General features: G+C 41.4%; 20 protein-coding genes. 7 read left to right on the top strand and 13 right to left on the bottom strand.

The window, feature by feature from the left end; translation table 11 throughout:
• Positions 1-131: 131 nt before the first annotated feature.
• Positions 132-1019, top strand: a complete 888-nt coding sequence (locus tag IGI42_RS21085) for a carbohydrate kinase family protein (protein WP_438718013.1) — start codon at positions 132-134, stop codon at positions 1017-1019.
• Positions 1016-1321 (top strand): hypothetical protein, encoded by a 306-nt coding sequence (locus IGI42_RS21080; protein WP_438718012.1) that lies wholly within the window; start codon positions 1016-1018, stop codon positions 1319-1321. Before IGI42_RS21085 ends, IGI42_RS21080 begins: the two co-directional genes overlap by 4 nt.
• Before the next feature lie 56 nt (positions 1322-1377).
• Here IGI42_RS21080 and IGI42_RS21075 read toward each other — a convergent pair whose 3' ends face one another.
• Together IGI42_RS21075 and IGI42_RS21070 are read right to left on the bottom strand one after the other, a co-directional pair.
• Positions 1378-1638: a Txe/YoeB family addiction module toxin gene (locus IGI42_RS21075; protein WP_438718011.1), complete on the bottom strand. Its 261-nt coding sequence runs from the start codon at positions 1636-1638 to the stop codon at positions 1378-1380.
• Positions 1635-1895: a type II toxin-antitoxin system Phd/YefM family antitoxin gene (locus IGI42_RS21070; RefSeq protein ID WP_438718010.1), complete on the bottom strand. Its 261-nt coding sequence runs from the start codon at positions 1893-1895 to the stop codon at positions 1635-1637. Before IGI42_RS21070 ends, IGI42_RS21075 begins: the two co-directional genes overlap by 4 nt.
• A gap of 150 nt (positions 1896-2045) precedes the next feature.
• On the opposite strand from IGI42_RS21070, the gene IGI42_RS21065 reads away from it, so the two are divergent.
• The 3 genes from IGI42_RS21065 (at position 2046) to IGI42_RS21055 (ending at position 4061) form a co-directional block, all read left to right on the top strand.
• A complete protein-coding gene (locus IGI42_RS21065; protein WP_438718009.1) occupies positions 2046-2582 on the top strand; it encodes a PadR family transcriptional regulator in 537 nt (178 codons plus the stop codon).
• A 65-nt stretch (positions 2583-2647) separates the two neighbouring features.
• Entirely contained in the window at positions 2648-3358 is a 711-nt protein-coding gene (locus IGI42_RS21060; RefSeq protein WP_438718008.1) for an ABC transporter ATP-binding protein, read from the top strand.
• Positions 3351-4061 (top strand): ABC transporter permease, encoded by a 711-nt coding sequence (locus IGI42_RS21055; RefSeq protein WP_438718007.1) that lies wholly within the window; start codon positions 3351-3353, stop codon positions 4059-4061. The genes IGI42_RS21060 and IGI42_RS21055 overlap by 8 nt, the downstream gene beginning before the upstream one ends.
• Before the next feature lie 99 nt (positions 4062-4160).
• Here the strand turns inward: IGI42_RS21055 and IGI42_RS21050 are convergent, their stop codons facing one another.
• The 8 genes from IGI42_RS21050 to IGI42_RS21015 all read right to left on the bottom strand — a co-directional run bounded on the left by IGI42_RS21050 (position 4161) and on the right by IGI42_RS21015 (position 10520).
• Positions 4161-4835 (bottom strand): hypothetical protein, encoded by a 675-nt coding sequence (locus tag IGI42_RS21050; RefSeq protein WP_438718006.1) that lies wholly within the window; start codon positions 4833-4835, stop codon positions 4161-4163.
• A 160-nt stretch (positions 4836-4995) separates the two neighbouring features.
• Positions 4996-5835, bottom strand: a complete 840-nt coding sequence (locus tag IGI42_RS21045) for a Cof-type HAD-IIB family hydrolase (protein WP_438718005.1) — start codon at positions 5833-5835, stop codon at positions 4996-4998.
• Positions 5836-6174: 339 nt separating this feature from the next.
• Positions 6175-6885, bottom strand: coding sequence for a GntR family transcriptional regulator (locus IGI42_RS21040; RefSeq protein WP_438718004.1), 711 nt, complete (start codon positions 6883-6885; stop codon positions 6175-6177).
• Between the two features lie 59 nt (positions 6886-6944).
• Positions 6945-7844 carry a class I mannose-6-phosphate isomerase gene (locus tag IGI42_RS21035; protein WP_438718003.1) on the bottom strand — a complete coding sequence of 300 codons (900 nt, stop codon included), beginning with the start codon at positions 7842-7844 and terminating at the stop codon, positions 6945-6947.
• A gap of 9 nt (positions 7845-7853) precedes the next feature.
• Positions 7854-8666, bottom strand: a complete 813-nt coding sequence (locus IGI42_RS21030) for a PTS system mannose/fructose/sorbose family transporter subunit IID (RefSeq protein WP_438718002.1) — start codon at positions 8664-8666, stop codon at positions 7854-7856.
• A gap of 14 nt (positions 8667-8680) precedes the next feature.
• Positions 8681-9529, bottom strand: a complete 849-nt coding sequence (locus tag IGI42_RS21025) for a PTS mannose/fructose/sorbose/N-acetylgalactosamine transporter subunit IIC (RefSeq protein ID WP_438718001.1) — start codon at positions 9527-9529, stop codon at positions 8681-8683.
• 51 nt (positions 9530-9580) lie between these two features.
• Positions 9581-10075, bottom strand: a complete 495-nt coding sequence (locus IGI42_RS21020; RefSeq protein WP_438718000.1) for a PTS system mannose/fructose/N-acetylgalactosamine-transporter subunit IIB — start codon at positions 10073-10075, stop codon at positions 9581-9583.
• Between the two features lie 34 nt (positions 10076-10109).
• Positions 10110-10520 carry a PTS sugar transporter subunit IIA gene (locus tag IGI42_RS21015; RefSeq protein ID WP_438717999.1) on the bottom strand — a complete coding sequence of 137 codons (411 nt, stop codon included), beginning with the start codon at positions 10518-10520 and terminating at the stop codon, positions 10110-10112.
• A 166-nt stretch (positions 10521-10686) separates the two neighbouring features.
• Between IGI42_RS21015 and deoC the strand changes: the two genes are divergently transcribed.
• Together deoC and IGI42_RS21005 are read left to right on the top strand one after the other, a co-directional pair.
• On the top strand, positions 10687-11388 hold the full coding sequence (gene deoC / locus IGI42_RS21010; protein ID WP_438717998.1) for a deoxyribose-phosphate aldolase: 702 nt from the start codon (positions 10687-10689) through the stop codon (positions 11386-11388).
• A gap of 174 nt (positions 11389-11562) precedes the next feature.
• Entirely contained in the window at positions 11563-12588 is a 1026-nt protein-coding gene (locus IGI42_RS21005) for a threonine aldolase family protein (RefSeq protein ID WP_438717997.1), read from the top strand.
• Between the two features lie 180 nt (positions 12589-12768).
• Here the strand turns inward: IGI42_RS21005 and IGI42_RS21000 are convergent, their stop codons facing one another.
• The 3 genes from IGI42_RS21000 to IGI42_RS20990 are packed head-to-tail and all read right to left on the bottom strand — an operon-like array spanning position 12769 to position 15829.
• The gene (locus IGI42_RS21000; protein ID WP_438717996.1) at positions 12769-14187 is read right to left on the bottom strand and encodes a PTS mannitol transporter subunit IICB; all 1419 of its coding nucleotides are present in this window, start codon (positions 14185-14187) and stop codon (positions 12769-12771) included.
• Positions 14188-14223: 36 nt separating this feature from the next.
• Positions 14224-14655: a PTS sugar transporter subunit IIA gene (locus tag IGI42_RS20995; RefSeq protein ID WP_438717995.1), complete on the bottom strand. Its 432-nt coding sequence runs from the start codon at positions 14653-14655 to the stop codon at positions 14224-14226.
• Entirely contained in the window at positions 14648-15829 is a 1182-nt protein-coding gene (locus IGI42_RS20990; protein ID WP_438717994.1) for a mannitol-1-phosphate 5-dehydrogenase, read from the bottom strand. The genes IGI42_RS20995 and IGI42_RS20990 overlap by 8 nt, the downstream gene beginning before the upstream one ends.
• Positions 15830-15837 lie beyond the last annotated feature (8 nt).

Genomic DNA, 15837 nt, shown 5'->3' with positions numbered 1-15837 from the left:
TATCAATGATGGGCAGTTTTTTTCGTTGTCAGTGTAAACTAAATTAATTTATTCACACTCGAAAGTGGTAAAATGTATAGTATAAAACAGATAAATATTAATCCTTCGACAAACCTTTAAGGAGGTTTCCTATGAGTATTTTATGTATTGGCCAGGCGGTTTATGATATCACTTTTCCTACTGAGGATGCCATCGTTGAAAATCAAAAGTACCAAGTTTACGATCGTTATGAATGTATGGGGGCCCCAGCGGCTAATGCTGCCTATTTGTGTGGTTTGTGGGGTATAGAGACTTCATTAATTGCTCGTGTGGGGAATGATTTATTTGGTAAAGAAATTTTGCGGACACTGGCAGCAGTCGGTGTGAATACCAACGATGTTCGACAAGAACCCCACCAAAAAACGAGCCTTAGCTGTATTGTTGTTAACAAAATAAATGGCGATCGGACCATTTGGAATGCGCCCCTTCAGGAAACAGAATTCTCACCTGACTGGCCACATGATCCACCGAAAGTTATTTTAGTAGACGGTCATGAACGAAACATTTCGTTGGAAGCACTACAAAAATATCCCAAAGCCACCTCTTTGGTTGATGCAGGCTCATATAAGCCGGAACTCGATACACTTTTTCAAACAGTAGATTATTTAGTTTGTTCTGAAGTTTTTGCTTTTCAATACAGCGGAATTTCGTTGGACATCAATGAACCGCAAACTATTGAAGCGGTTTTTACGAAGTTGGAAGATCTTAATCCTAATCAAATTGTTGTTACTTTGGGAGAACGCGGCAGTGTGTTTAAGCAAGATGGTACTATCCATCATGTACCTGCTTTTCCAACAAAACCAGTAGATACAACTGGGGCTGGCGATATTTTTCACGGGGCCTTTGCTTATGGCTTGCACCAAGGAAAAGACTTAAGGGATATCGTCCTTTTTGCTTCGGCGACTGCGGCACTTTCGGTGGAGCGTATGGGTGGGCAAACGTCGATCCCGACATTGAAAGAGGTGGAAACATTCTTATGAGTAAACAGACGAAGAATTTGAATTTGTCGGGTTTAGCTTTGTTAATCACAGCCTATTTTATCTTTTTGATAGCCAGTCGACTGCACATCATTCCTGCTAATATCAATATCTATGGTTTATTTGGTTTTGCAGCAGTCGCTATCGTACTGATTATCAGTTTTATCATCGTGCCTACTGGTGAAAAGAAACTATTTATGCGGATGGGCATTGGGCAAGGTTGGGGATTGAATCCGCGAAATGTTATAGGCTTTCTATTTTATTTAGTGCTAATGATTGTCGCGCTGATAGGAGCTTTTGCGTAAATTAAGATGATTAAAAAGGAAGTACTTTTGCCCGGAAATCAGCAAAAGTACTTCCTTTAGTTTTGGTAGTGAGTTCGGCAAGCCAATAGATAAATCGTGTCTTCTTCTACTCGATAAATCAGACGATCGGTTGGATTGATTCTCCGAGACCAATAGCCAGAATAATCAAAGCGCAAGGGTTCTGGTTTTCCTAGTCCTTTAAATGGTGTGGATTCAATACTGCGAATCAGCTGATTGATTCTTTTTAAAGTTTTTCGGTCCTGAGTTTGCCAATAAAGATAGTCTTGCCAAGCATTTTCTGAGAATTCCTTTTTCATTCGTCATCCTCGATTAATTCCTTGATCTTCCCTTGTCCCGCTTCCAACTGGCGCTTGGACTCATCCAGCCACGCTTTATTAGCAGGATTTCCTAAAACATATTGGTTTTCCTTCAAATTTTCGTACTCAGCCTCTGAAAGAATCACCACATTTTTATTATCCTTACGCGTGACAATGACCGGTTCAAAATCCTCACTAACAATGTCCATGTAACTTTTCATGTTTTTTCGGAAGTCCGAATAATTAGTTGCTTGCATTCAAATCACCCTCTTGCACTTAATATAGCACCTTTGCACAACAAGTACAATATACTGTACTTATATTTCTTCATTTCTATATTGACAACCCTCTATGCAGACAGTATACTATTCATATAGTCAACGTTGAATATACAAAGGAGTTTTAAAATGACAAAACTTTTAGTCTTAGCCTTATTGAGCATGCAGCCGATGTCTGGCTACGAGATCAAAGGAATGCTGGAACAAAGCGACTCCCAGCGTTGGGCAGGCGCTTTACCCGGTTCCATTTATAATGCCTTGAAAAAATTAGAAGCAGCGGGCTATGTTGAGGTTGCCACCATTGAAAATCAAGGGCATCGTCAAAAAGCCATCTATAAAATTACCAAAGCAGGCCAGCAATACCAAGCCCAATTGATTTTAGAAGCCTTGGGTGATCCAAAGGTGAACTACCCTACTTCGTTATACTCAGGAATCGGCTTAGCCCATCAATTACCAAAAGACGAAGCAGTCCAAGCACTGAAGGATCATAAAGCCAAGCTGCAAAAAGAAATTATTGAAGTGAAGCAAGGCTTGATTGCTAAGGAAAATGCTATGCAAGGAGAAATTCCGGCGCTTTCTAAAGTCGTCTTTGATCACATGTTTGAAACCATTGAATCTCAAATCCGACTGATTGAACAAACCATCACCATTATCGAAAAACAATGAAGCCATGCAAGTGGCTTTCATTTTTAGCTATATAGTCAAAGTTGAATATACAAAGGAGAATAGATATGAATTTAATAAAATTTGAAAATGTCACCAAGCTGCTGAAGAAACGTAAGATCGTACAGGATATTCATTTCGCTATCAATCAAAATGAAGTGATTGCTTTAGTAGGAACCAACGGCGCCGGTAAAACAACGACAATCCGGATGCTTTTGGGGATTACACAGCCTGAAGAGGGAAAAATCACTCGCTGGAGCAGCGAATTTAACAAACAAATTGGGGTGCAACTGCAATCGACTCCATTTTTTGAAGGCTATACGGTCTTAGAAAACTTAAAGCTGTTTCGAACCTTTTATGCAGCTACTCTTTCTAACCAGAAATTAGTGGAAATTCTGGAAAGCTATCATTTAGCTGACGCCTCTGAAACAGTTGCTACCAAATTATCCTTGGGACAGCAAAAACGGCTGGCTTTGGCAATCACCACCTTACACGATCCAGAACTAATTATTTTGGATGAGCCTTCAGCGGGTCTTGATCCCGGTGGGCAACGTGAAGTGCAGCAGATGATCAAGCAATTGAAAAAAGCAGGGAAAACTATTCTATTTTCTTCACATGACATGCTGGAAGTCCGTAATATTGCGGATCGGATCATTATTATGGATCAAGGACGTATTTTGACCGATGGCGCGCCTGAAAAATTACTGGCTGAGTACCAGGTTCAAGATTTAGAAGAATTGTTTTATTTAGTCACAGCAAAGGAGCAAAACTATGTCTAATATTATAACGATTACCTTAAGAAAAAATTTGAAGGATTTTTATTTACTTTTTTGGTCGATTCTTTTACCGCTGGCGGCATTAATCGGCATGAAATACTTTGACGTAAAGTTGAGTATTGGTATTCTATTTGGAATTTTAAGTGTGGCATTATTTTTCTATTGCTGCACAACAAATTCCTTCTATATATATGCCCAACGTAAACGTGGCATATTTGACCTACTGCGAATCACACCTTTTTCATTATGGCGCTACCTAGGAGCGATAACAATTAGCCAAACGCTGGTCGCTTGTGTGGTATCCACCATCTTATTGTTAGTCGAAAACTTCTTGTTTGATCTGAATTTGACAGGATTTCAAGTTGTTTTGTTTTTACCTTTGTTTTTCTTAGGGGCCGCTATCTTTTCACTGCTAGGATTTGCCTTGTCAGCGATCCCTAAGAATGAAGGACAACTCAGCATTGTTTCTAATCTAGTTCTGTTGCCAATGGCTATTTTCAGCCCTCTAGTTTTTCATTTAGAAACAGCTCCGATCTTAGTCCGTGGGATCAGTTTGATCAATCCCTTTGCTTGGTTGCAAAATGGATATTTAGCCACGCTGTCGGTACAACCGGTTGATTATTTGTTGTCCTTGTTGTTGTTGATTATGCTACTGGTTATCAGCTTCATTTTTGCAAAATACTCATTTAAACCCGACAAAGTCTAACTAAGAAAAAGATTCTTCAACTAGTTCTATAAATTTGCATGACAAACACAGAAAAGATAGCTACGAAACTTTTAACTCGTTTCGTAACTATCTTTCTTTTTAAGCGGCAGGTGTAAACTTGTCGATTAAATTATCGCCAACTTTTTTGAGTTCTAAATGATCCGCTTCATATAGCTCCTCATCATTTTTACTCACTTTGACTTCAAACGTTATCTTTTCGCCATAAGTTGGATTTTCCACTCGCTCCTTTAGCAACTCGTACATACGCTGGTGAAATTTTTCTGAGTATTCAGCTTCACTTAACCCTGTGCCTGTCTGGTTTAATTGAGTATCTATCTCCGACATCAACTGTTCATGATATACCGCTAATGCATCATCAACACCCACGTACATCTGCAAAGTTTCTACTTCTATTGGCACAATAACGCTATCTGCATCGACTTCTTCTGCTTCTCCAACTTCGTATTTAGTTTGCTGAAGTATGTTTTTAAACAATTCACGATACTTTTCAGTCAATTCGTCTGAAACTATTCTGCCTGCCAAAGATTGCATCTGCGCCTCAATGGCTTCCTCGTACATGACTTCAGCTTCTTTTTGAGTGGCATCGGTCATTTCAACATATTTTTCGAAATCACCCTTGATTTGCGCATCTAGCATACTTTTTACATACTCATCGGCATCGTTATACTTCTCACTACTGTCACAAGCACCAAATAAAAAAAGTGATACTACCAGCATAATTCCCCATCGCAAGTAATTCTTCCTTTTCTCCATACCCTAATCTCCTCTTTTTACTTTTCAACACATTCTTTGATAAACATGAAATATTTCTTTAATTATATCATTGTCCCTTTACTGATTACACCAAAAAATAATAGCATGGAGCAGGTTTTCTTCCTGCTAGCCATGCTATTATTACAAACCATCATTCTTTTTAGTACAAATTATGTTTCTTAAGCGATAAAGAAATCCCATTTTCATCAGGTGTTGCTGTCACTTCATCAGCCACTGCTAATAATTCCTCGCGAGCATTTCCCATTGCAATTCCTATCTCGACTGCCGCAAACATTTCCACATCATTGTGTCCATCTCCAAAAGCCATTGTTTCTGCTTTGGCTCTATCTAAATGCGCTAATACTGCTTCGATTGCACTTTGCTTATGGATGTCTTTGATCCCAATTTCACCACTGTCCGGTCCGAAAGCTGGAACTGTACTGCGCATCATTTGGAAAGCGCCATTATATTTTTCGTCGATTTTTTCGTAAGGAATCGAGTGATTCACAAAGGATACTTTGTTGACATCGGCATAATCGATTCGATTTTGGTCTTCGATTAACAAATCCATAAACCACTGAATTTTCCCTAAACGAGCCTGCCCTTCTTCACTGTCAGCCGACAAACCGTCTAAGGTTAAGTTGGTCAAGGTTTCTCTCAGTTTTTCGCTGGCAAATAAGCCTTGATTAGACTCCAAATAGTAGTCGATCTGATTTTCTTCTAGAAAAGCAATCAGTCGTTTCAATTCCTCGGGATCAAATACTTTGTGTAAAATAACTTCTCCATCAACTTCACAATAACCACCACCAGCACCAATTATTCCTTTCAATGGCAAATCCAGCGCTTCTTGCGTAATCTCTGCTTTGGAGCGTCCGGTACACAAAAAGAATTGGTGGCCGTTTGCCGCTGCTTGTTGAATTGCCTCCTTGGCACTTTCTGGAATCACTCCAGCGTCATTACATAATGTTCCATCCACGTCTAAAAAAATTAATTTTCCCATTTTCCCACCTCAATTAATTTATCAGAAGGACTTGGCGAATCCCCCGTTGTAACAGGCTAATCAAATTATTTCATTGAAAAAACCCGTTAAGAAAAAAGCCTCCATCGAAGCTGATTCTTAACAGGTTTAGCCTAGTCGCACTAGTCACTATCCGTCTTTTATGGTAAACGTTTTCGGCAGAAAGGTCAATACGCATGATACTTTTCTTTATCTATGAAATTCATTCGATGCTCTTTTCCATAGAGTTCATTAACTAATTATTAAAGCGCCTTCAACTAATTGGAAAATAAAAAGACTTCATTCTAGAAAAATCTAAATAGAAGTCTTTTTCAGCCGTTATTACTGCGACAACTCAAACACAAAGTAATTCAAATCACCACGGTATTTTGAAATGGAGTACTCCACCGGAACTCGCCCCTGTGCAAAACCTTGCGTGTGGAAATAGAACAGTGGCTCATCAATTTCAATATCCAGCAAATCACTGGTGGTTTCATCGGATTTGATAACCTCTAGCTTACGGGCAACCGCTGTAACCGGATAGCCAGCTTCTTCTAAGGCTTTATACAACTTTTCTGTAGTAAAATCAATCTCCTGAAAGTTAGGAAATAGGCGATATGGGATATAGCTGGTAACCAAAACTACTGGCTTGTCCTCGGCATAGCGCAAACGAATCAGCTTGTAGACCTGCTCACCCTTTTTTAGTTTAAGGTTTTCTGCTACTTCTTCATTGGCTTTAACCACATTGAAAGCTAATATCTTCGTCATTGGTGCGAGACCTTTACGGTTCATCTCAGAATCAAAGCTTTCGATTACATGGGTGAATTCCTGCTGGAACTTTGGTTTCGTGACCACTGTTCCGCGTTTTTTGCGTTTTTCCAAATAGCCATCATTTACTAGGGATTGGACCGCCTGTCGAATCGTCGGTCTGCTGACACCATATATATCGGCTAACTCTAATTCCGTTGGGATGATCTCGTTTTCGGCATATTCGCCGGATTTAATTTTTTGTAACAGATCTTTGCGAATTTTTTTGTGTAAAGGGATACTCATTGATCATCTGCTCCTCAATAAATTACCTCTATTATAGCATAGATTAGATCCCTCAACTATTACCACCAATAAGGGATAGGCGTCGCTAAGACACACTCGGCTTTTCCTGGTAGAATCGCTTCTTCCCCTGGCATCAGCAACAGACTTTGGCCAGGAGTACAGACATAATCGGCTAAAATTAATTCTCCAGAAAGGATGGTTAACACACTGGCGATGTTAGCTGAATTCTCAATTGGACCGCTTACTTCCAAATGTTGAATAGTAAATTCCCGCTGTTGGGCAGTTGTGCCAATTTCAAAGGATTTCTTTTCCACCTTTTGCTCGGGAATCAAGGTTTCGATTGCCTGATTCACATGTAGCTCGCGTTTATCACCATTTTTATCCGTCCGCTCGTAATCGTAAAAACGATAAGTGATATCGGTGGATTGTTGGATTTCATAGACTAATGAGCCTTTTGTCAACGCATGAATTGTGCCGGAGGGAATATAAATCAGATCATTCTGTTCAGTTGGATATTCCTGTAGTACTTTTTGGTAATGATTTTCCTTGACTGCTTCTTGTATCGCTACTTTATTATCTGTTAGTTGTTCGGCGTAAATCCAGCCTTCCTCTGGTGGGGTGATAAAATACCACGCTTCGCTTTTGCCATAAGGCTTGTTTTCATGCTGTTTGGCATAGTCATCGGTTGGATGGACTTGGATACTCAAGTTTTCATCACAAGCGGTAAAAGAAATAATCAAAGGATAAACTTCTCCCGGCCGTAAACCGAATTTTTCCGGCTGTGCTTGAATCAGCTCATTTAGGGAAGCATCGGTGTTGACCACCGGGCAATCAAGCTCAGCAATGCCGCTAGCCGAATAAACCGAACCGATCTTTTCAATTGTTTCTTCTCCTTGGTAGTCATGAAGGCGCGGTGTCCCCCAAATTCGTTCCTTGGAAATTGGTTCTAAAATGTACATATTTGCCTCCTAGAATACGCCAATGACCACACCAGCAGCGGAAATGACCGTCAAAACTAAGATTACTTTGGTAGCAGTCAATTGTTTCGAGGTTAACAAGTACCAAGCTAGCAAGACCATTCCCAATGGCAGGATGCTTGGGAAAATACCATCCAAGACATTTTGTAATTCTTGTACTTCATCCCCCATCGGAATCTTGATTGCCGTAGTCAAAGCAATGTTGGACGCGGCCAAGCCACCCACCACCATGATTCCTAAAATATTGAAAGCATCAGTAATTCGTTTGGCATTGTCTCCGATGATCACATCGATCGCATTTACTCCTAAACGATAGCCATTCATGAAGCACAGGTAAGAAATCAATGGACCTATAATGCCGTAGCTGATCAGGTAGAAGACCGGGCCCAGCGCATTCCCACCAGCTGCTAATCCCATGCCGATAGACAATAGGATTGGCACGATGATCCCTTGAATAATTGAATCACCAATTCCTGCCAATGGTCCCATTAATGTCGTCTTAATATTAATCGGCATTTCTTCTGGCACATCGCCGCCTAAGGCAATCTCTTCTTCTAATGAAGCAACAATCCCGTTGATCAATTGACCAGTTTGAGGTTCGGTATTATAAAACATTGAGTGACGAACCAGCAGACGGCGTTTAGCTTCCGGATCATTTTTATAGTATTTTTCAGCAAAAGGCAGGTAGGAAAATGCCCACGCATGTGCCTGCAATTTTTCATAACTCATGGAAGACAAATGGGTGAAGCCCCAGCGTTTCCAAATTTGACGCAATTCTTTTTTACTTAATCGTCCTGTTTCCATCAACTTGTCCTCCTTTAGAATAAGTCATCATCTTCGTATGCAACATCCGCCTGCATTCCTGTGTCAGCTGCCGCTGTACTAGTATTACTATTGCCTGCAGTACCTTTTCCGGTACTCAAGTAAACAATGTAGGCCACCATCGCTGCTAGAAAAACTAAGGCAATCATATTTAATTTGGCAAAGGCCATCAAAACAAAACCAGCAAAGAAAAAGACTAAATGAATCTTATCTTTGATAACAATTCCCATCAGCATCGCAATCCCTAACGCAGGCAAGACGCCACCCAAGACGGAAATCGTGTCAGTCACAACCTGCGGCACATTAGACAATAACCAATCCACTAAGCCACGACCAAAGAAAATCGCCGCAAAAATCGGTACCGCTCGTAAAAGAAAGGTGGTGATCTGAGGGTAAACTACGTGATTCATAACAATTCCACGATCATCGATGGTTTCTGCTGCCTTTTGAGCTCGCGTATTCCAAAATGAGTACAAAGCCATCCGTGTGTTATAGAAAATAAGTCCAAAGGTTTGACCAATGAGAATCGATAAAGTCACCGCTACTGCCGGATCCTTGGTGGTGGCCAAAGCCAACCCGATGCCGCCGTAAGCTGCGTAGGTAATCTCACTGTTGGTGGCACCCCCAGTTGATAAGTTGGCGATAAACACCGCTTGCACTGCTAATCCGCACAGAACCCCAGCCTGCACATCGCCAAAAGCAATCCCGGTTAACAGTCCAGCCACTAATGGCCGACCGACAACATAAAATCCTCCACTCATCCCAAACAACCACGGACTCTCAATCGCTCCTAAGTAACAAAAAATCCCTGTCAAAAGCGCTGGTAAAAATAAACTGCCTTCCATTTTCTTTCCTCCTCAGTCTTTAGACTTTTCAGTCAATCCTGCTATTTCCGGTTAATCCATTGCGTTGTATTTGTCTCTCATTACCTTCCAAGGTTTGGTTTCATCATCTGGCAACAGTTGAAACCCGATTTCGATCCCATGTTGATCCATGTATTCAAAAGCATCGTAATCCTTTTGGTCAATTGCCACGGTACGTCCTAAAACTTTAGCACCTGCTCTAGTGTTCATGGGGCCGACGTTCAGCTTCTTACCAAAATCCACGCCCAGTTCCACCAGTTTTGCGAAAGTTTGGGGAGAATTACTGATCAGGAAAAAGTCTTTATTGGAGTTTTTCCCTTTAGGAATACTTTCTACTGCTTGCTGGGTAGTATAAACACCTAATTTTAAATTGCCAGCTGCAGCTTTTAAAACCCGCTTGCGTAAATCATCTTGGGCAATATCGTCTCCTACAACTAAAATTCCTTGGACTGAACGTGCCTTCGTCCAACGTGTAGTCGTCTGACCGTGAATCACCCGATCATCAATTCTTGCTAATGTAATTGTCATAACATATCACTCCTTCTATTAATATAATTGTGATTTAAAATTCGATCTCTTCCTCATCACTGTCTTCAGCTGGCCCGTCAACACCTGCTTTTCCGGCGGTTAGTGCTAGTTCATACAGCTCATCCAATGATAAATTCTCCATTGCTAGACCAGCTTCGATCAGCATTGGCAAGTTCAATCCTGCTAAGACTCGCATTTTCTCAGGATGTTTGAGATAATAATTGTAAGCTTCATTGTAAGGAGTTCCCCCTTTTAAGTCTGTCATTACTAATACTTCTTCATTAATTAGTGGAACCAGCTTGGCTTGAAAGTCTTTGATAAAGAATTCGATCCCTTCATCGGTTAAGCTGACGGTTTGAATTTTGTCATTGGTTCCAGCAATCATTTGATAACTATTGTAGATACCTTTTGCAAATCCGCCATGAGTTGCTAACATAATGTGCATTTTTTAGTTTCATCCCCTTTTATGTAATTACATTTTATACCACAACCAAATAATATACCGCATAGAAAGCGATGTCAATATCTAATTTGTAATTATTTTTTGTCTTGACAACTGGCTAAAACTAAACTATCATCAATTATGTAATTACATAAAAGGAGGAGAAAATATGACAACTTACACGATTGACCAACTTGCGCAAATGATTGACCACACCAACCTGAAACCCTATGCATCAGCTGAGGATATGAAGCAGCTTTGTGACGAAGCAAAGGATTACCACTTCAAAATGGTAGCGATTAACCAGGTACAATCTAAGCGGTGTCAGGAGTATCTAGCTGGTAGCGATATCGGAATCGGGGCGGCCATCAGCTTTCCGTTAGGCCAAACAACGATTGATGCGAAGGTTTTTGAAACGAAGAACGCGATAGAGTGCGGAGCGACTGAGATTGATTACGTTATTAACATAACCGAAGTCAAAGGAAAAAATTGGGCGTATCTAAAAGAAGAGATGCAGCAAATTGTCGATATCTGTCGGGAAAAAGGCGTCATTTCCAAGGTAATTTTTGAAAATGCCTATTTAGAAGAGGAAGAAAAGATCGAATTATGTAAAATTGCGAAAGAAGTCGAGCCGGATTTCATTAAGACTTCCACCGGCTTTGCGCCAAGTGGAGCCACCTTTGAAGATGTGAAACTAATGAAGGAACATGTGGGCGATAAAGTGAAGGTGAAAGCTGCTGGCGGGATTCGCGATGCGGAAACCTTCAAGAAAATGATTGCCTGTGGGGCAGAACGAATCGGCTCTAGTTCAGGAATGGCGATTATCAATGCGTTGAAAGAAGAAGCGGTGGATGGGAAAATTATGATATAAACATGAGTCAGCATGCCGAATGATACGGGCATGCTGACTTTTTTTAGTTCTCACTCAACTTAATGTCAGATTTCAAGAATATGTTGACACGATTCCTTAAGAACCGTATGCTTTCATTAACGAAAAAAAGCTTGTCACTATAATTTGGAGATAAAGCAACTTGGAGGAACTATCATGTTATCATTTGAAAACGATTATTCAGAAGGCGCTCACGAGAAGGTGCTGCAGCTTTTAATGGAAACAAATAGGGTGCAGGAATCTGGTTACGGTTCGGATTCATACACCCAGCAAGCCATCGAAAAAATCAAGGAGCAGGTGGATTGCCCCGAAGCTGAGATCAAATTGTTGGTGGGCGGTACGCAAACCAATCAGATCGTCATTACCACTCTTTTGAAAAATTATGAAGGTGTCTTAGCTGCCGACACTGGTCATGTGAGTACCCACGAAGCCGGTGCCATCGAAGCAGGTGGCCATAAAGTTTTGACCCTACCTCATACTTTAGGAAAAATAGACGCAAGCCAAGTGAAGGATTACTTGGAAACTTATTATGCTGATCCAGTTTACGAACACATGGTAGCACCGGGGATGGTCTATATTTCCCAGCCAACCGAATATGGCACGTTGTATTCGTTAGAAGAGCTGACTGCCCTTTCTAACATTTGCCATGAATACGAAATTCCATTATATATGGATGGCGCACGTTTAGGATATGGCTTGATGAGTAAGGAAAATGATATGACAATGGCGGACATTGCTCGCTTGTGTGATGTGTTTTACATTGGGGCAACTAAGATCGGGGCGCTATGCGGAGAAGCGCTAGTCTTTACTAAAAACAATATGCCGAAGCATTTTCTTTCTTCGATTAAACAACACGGCGGACTGTTGGCTAAAGGCCGCTTGCTGGGCATACAGTTTCTAGCTTTGTTCAGCGACAATTTGTATTTTGATATTAGCCAAAATGCCATCGACATGGCGGAGAAATTGAAGACAGGATTCACAGAAAAGGGCTATAAAACTTTGATTGATTCACCAACCAACCAGCAGTTTTTCATTATCGATAATGCTAAGCTGGAGGAACTGTCAGAAAAAGTCAAATTCTCTTTCTGGGAAAAATATGATGATCAGCATTCCGTAGTGCGTTTTGCGACTTCTTGGGCGACGACTGAAGAAGCCGTGGCGGAATTGTTGGAGATGATATAGAAAAATATGTGGCTGTGACATAAAACGTCACAGCCGCTGAAAACCGAATAATCGGTGTGACTGAAGTAGCTCTTTTACGAAATAATCCGCATAATCGCAAAAATATGAGAATCTATTTTCGGATTATACGGATTATTTCTCGGAGCTGAACACTTCTGTCACAACCTCATTTGCATTGACTTATTTCTTACTCGCCACGACATCCTCAACCAGCTGATCGATCACTGGATCTTGCAGATAATTTTTTAATGTGACTACCTGCATATTCGGGTGAGACTTGCGGGTTCGTTCTTCCAAATCTTGATGGACGACTACGATATCGCTATCGGTCGGCACATCCTCAATCCGATAATTCTTCACTTCCACATCTTCCACACCAGCTTTTTTCAACTTGTTTTTAAATGTGGTGGCTCCCATCGCACTGCTGCCCATACCAGCATCACAAGCAAAAGAAATTTTAGCAAAGCTAGTTGCAGCTTGTGGGTTCAACAGACTTTTGCCCTCTGATTTCATCGATTTTGATTTTTCCGCCGCTTCCGCAAAAGCGTCCTCTTCGTCTGAGGTTTTGTCCGCTTTCAAAATGACCGAGGTAACTAAGAAGGAAACCAATGTCGCAGTTGCTACTCCAGCAATGACGCCAACAAAATTTCCACGCGGTGTTAAGGCCAGGTAAGAAAAAATCGAGCCCGGACTAGGTCCAGCTACTAAACCAGCACCAAATAGTTGGAAAGTGATAATCCCCGTCATTCCACCGGCAATCATAGAAAGAATTGTGATCGGTTTCATCAACACATAAGGGAAATACAGTTCGTGAATTCCACCAAAGAAGTGGATAATAATCGCACCAGGTGCTGTCCGTTTAGCGGCTTTTTTACCAAAGAAAGAGTAGGCTAATAGCAATCCTAAACCAGGTCCAGGGTTTGAAGCGACCATGAAGTAAATCGATTTGCCGGCTTCAAGGGTTTGCTGCATCCCTAATGGGTAATAGACACCTTGGTCAATGACGTTATTTAAGAACAAGACTTTTGCAGGTTCATTGATTAGTGACAATAATGGCAGGAATCCAGTTGAAACTAAGGCTTCTATCGCATTGGTGACAAATTGATTGGCTCCTTGAATCGTTGGTCCAATTAATAAATAAGACAAGATCATTAATAAGAAACCGATAATTCCGATGGAGAAATTGTTGACCACCATTTCAAAGCCGGCCGGAATTTTTCCGTCTAAGAATTTGTCGGTTTTCTTCATAATCAAACCGCCTAAAGGTCCAACAATCATCGCACCCATGAACATTGGGATATCCGCACCAATGATTAGACCCATTGTTCCTAATGCTCCAAGAACCGCTCCCCGCTGACCGCCGATCATCCGTCCGCCGGTATAGGCTAATAATAACGGCAATAAGTAACTAACAGTTGGACTGACAAGTTCGTTCAGCGCATCATTGGGGAACCACCCAGTCGGGATAAACAACGCAGTAACAATTCCCCAAGCAATAAAGGCGCCAATATTTGGCAAAACCATATTCGTTAAAAAGCCGCCAAAAGCTTGAACCCGTGCTCTAGCAGACACCTGCTTCTTTTGATTCGAAATTTCCATCTTTTTTCCTCCTGATTCTTTTCAGTAGTTCGTTTTCTACCCGTTAAACAAAGCCAACAACTCTTCTTCTGTTTGGACTTTCAATAAGTCTTCGTACAATTCCACATCGCTCAAGATTTCCGCCAGCTCCGCCATTAATTCTAAATGGCCATCTGGTGTATTGGAGGCCAAGACGAAAAACAGCTCAACTGGTTCATCCTTAGGAAACAGCACCGGTTCCTGCAGCCGCAGAAAACTCATACCCACGCCTTGACTGCCGAATTTTGGTCGTGCGTGAGGCATCGCCACCTTTGGCAGAATAATAATGTAATTCCCGTTGTCCAGTACGTTTTGGATCATCGCTTCGATATATTCTTCAGTAATTGTGCCTTTTTCTAATAAGGGCTGAGCGGCAAGTTTTATCGCAGCCTGCCAGCTGGCTGCTTTTTGTTGGAACTGACTGTTGCCTTCAAGATAATCTTTAAGCATGTTCTTCACCTTCTATCAAGTAGTGTTTGTCTGCTTTTACTTTATTATAAAGCTGGTTCAGCTCCTCACCCAACTCTCCTTCAATGTCAGAAATTCGAGAAAATACGGCCAGTGCTCCCTTTTCTTCTATTAATTGTTGCAGTTCTATTGCTTCCTCGTCGTCTGCATTTTGATAAAGATAAGCAGCTGCAATGACCTTCAAGCCATTTTGATAAGGCAAATTCATTTCAGCTAATGCCTTAACTGGTGCTGCTAATCGATCTTGGCTGTTCAATTTCCGGATCGGTGAGCGACCCACTCGGTGGACACTATCTGCCAGCATTGGGTTACCGTGACGTTTCAACGTTTTCGCGATAAAGGTATCCAATTCAGCTTCGCTGCTTTGGTACTTTTGCTGGAAATAGGCTTTGTTTTCCGCTAAAAATCCGTGGACAATTTTGACTAACGCCTGATCTTGCATCGCTTCCTGCACAGTTTCGTAACCGAACAAGGCGCCTAAATAAGCAAACGCCGCATGAGCGGCATTGACAATGTACAGCTTTCGCTCGATAAACGGCTGCATATCCTCAACAAACGTTACCTCTTGCAGGTTTACGCCGGTTTCTGCATTCCACTGACTTTGACTGATCACCCACTCATAATAAGGTTCTACCACTGCCACACTTTTTCCAGTGACTTCTTTAGCTAATGCCTGCCGGTCGATTGCTGTATCCACAAATGAGGCATATTGGTCAAACAGCGGCCGCTGGGATTCAGTTAATTCCTGATAAACATGTTCCTTTAGCAGCGAACTGGCATTGATGATATTTTCGTTGGCCAGAATATTGATAGGCGTTTGTTTTTCAGTAAAACGGGTGGTTAAGGCTTTGGCAATCGTTGGTGCGATTCGCACTAGATTACTTGCACCCACTGAAGTTGTCAGTAAGTCCGCCGTTTGAATTTCCGTTAGCACTTGATCCGTCTGATTCAACGAATGGAGTGACCGAACGTGGTCAATAAATACGGTAGATTGCTGATCATCTAAAAATTCTATCGGGTAGCCGTAATCCTGATTCAGCTGGTCGATCACTGATTGGGCTGTGTCCACATAACATAGTTCGAAGCCATTGTTATGCAGCACCTGCCCGATAAAGCCACGGCCGATATTCCCGGCACCAAAATGGACTGCTTTCATCTGATCAC

It is taken from the genome of Enterococcus sp. AZ109 (assembly GCF_051714625.1).
Classification (GTDB): Bacteria; Bacillota; Bacilli; order Lactobacillales; family Enterococcaceae; genus Enterococcus_A.
Note: the sequence above shows the minus strand (reverse complement) of the source record. Positions and strands in the feature narration are given on the sequence as shown.

Coding starts and splice junctions, on each gene's coding strand:
- IGI42_RS21085 (WP_438718013.1), top strand. CDS start 132: ATGAGTATTTTATGTATTGGCCAGGCGGTTTATGATATCACTTTTCCT.
- IGI42_RS21080 (WP_438718012.1), top strand. CDS start 1,016: ATGAGTAAACAGACGAAGAATTTGAATTTGTCGGGTTTAGCTTTGTTA.
- IGI42_RS21075 (WP_438718011.1), bottom strand. CDS start 1,638: ATGAAAAAGGAATTCTCAGAAAATGCTTGGCAAGACTATCTTTATTGG.
- IGI42_RS21070 (WP_438718010.1), bottom strand. CDS start 1,895: ATGCAAGCAACTAATTATTCGGACTTCCGAAAAAACATGAAAAGTTAC.
- IGI42_RS21065 (WP_438718009.1), top strand. CDS start 2,046: ATGACAAAACTTTTAGTCTTAGCCTTATTGAGCATGCAGCCGATGTCT.
- IGI42_RS21060 (WP_438718008.1), top strand. CDS start 2,648: ATGAATTTAATAAAATTTGAAAATGTCACCAAGCTGCTGAAGAAACGT.
- IGI42_RS21055 (WP_438718007.1), top strand. CDS start 3,351: ATGTCTAATATTATAACGATTACCTTAAGAAAAAATTTGAAGGATTTT.
- IGI42_RS21050 (WP_438718006.1), bottom strand. CDS start 4,835: ATGGAGAAAAGGAAGAATTACTTGCGATGGGGAATTATGCTGGTAGTA.
- IGI42_RS21045 (WP_438718005.1), bottom strand. CDS start 5,835: ATGGGAAAATTAATTTTTTTAGACGTGGATGGAACATTATGTAATGAC.
- IGI42_RS21040 (WP_438718004.1), bottom strand. CDS start 6,885: ATGAGTATCCCTTTACACAAAAAAATTCGCAAAGATCTGTTACAAAAA.
- IGI42_RS21035 (WP_438718003.1), bottom strand. CDS start 7,844: ATGTACATTTTAGAACCAATTTCCAAGGAACGAATTTGGGGGACACCG.
- IGI42_RS21030 (WP_438718002.1), bottom strand. CDS start 8,666: ATGGAAACAGGACGATTAAGTAAAAAAGAATTGCGTCAAATTTGGAAA.
- IGI42_RS21025 (WP_438718001.1), bottom strand. CDS start 9,529: ATGGAAGGCAGTTTATTTTTACCAGCGCTTTTGACAGGGATTTTTTGT.
- IGI42_RS21020 (WP_438718000.1), bottom strand. CDS start 10,075: ATGACAATTACATTAGCAAGAATTGATGATCGGGTGATTCACGGTCAG.
- IGI42_RS21015 (WP_438717999.1), bottom strand. CDS start 10,520: ATGCACATTATGTTAGCAACTCATGGCGGATTTGCAAAAGGTATCTAC.
- deoC (WP_438717998.1), top strand. CDS start 10,687: ATGACAACTTACACGATTGACCAACTTGCGCAAATGATTGACCACACC.
- IGI42_RS21005 (WP_438717997.1), top strand. CDS start 11,563: ATGTTATCATTTGAAAACGATTATTCAGAAGGCGCTCACGAGAAGGTG.
- IGI42_RS21000 (WP_438717996.1), bottom strand. CDS start 14,187: ATGGAAATTTCGAATCAAAAGAAGCAGGTGTCTGCTAGAGCACGGGTT.
- IGI42_RS20995 (WP_438717995.1), bottom strand. CDS start 14,655: ATGCTTAAAGATTATCTTGAAGGCAACAGTCAGTTCCAACAAAAAGCA.
- IGI42_RS20990 (WP_438717994.1), bottom strand. CDS start 15,829: ATGAAAGCAGTCCATTTTGGTGCCGGGAATATCGGCCGTGGCTTTATC.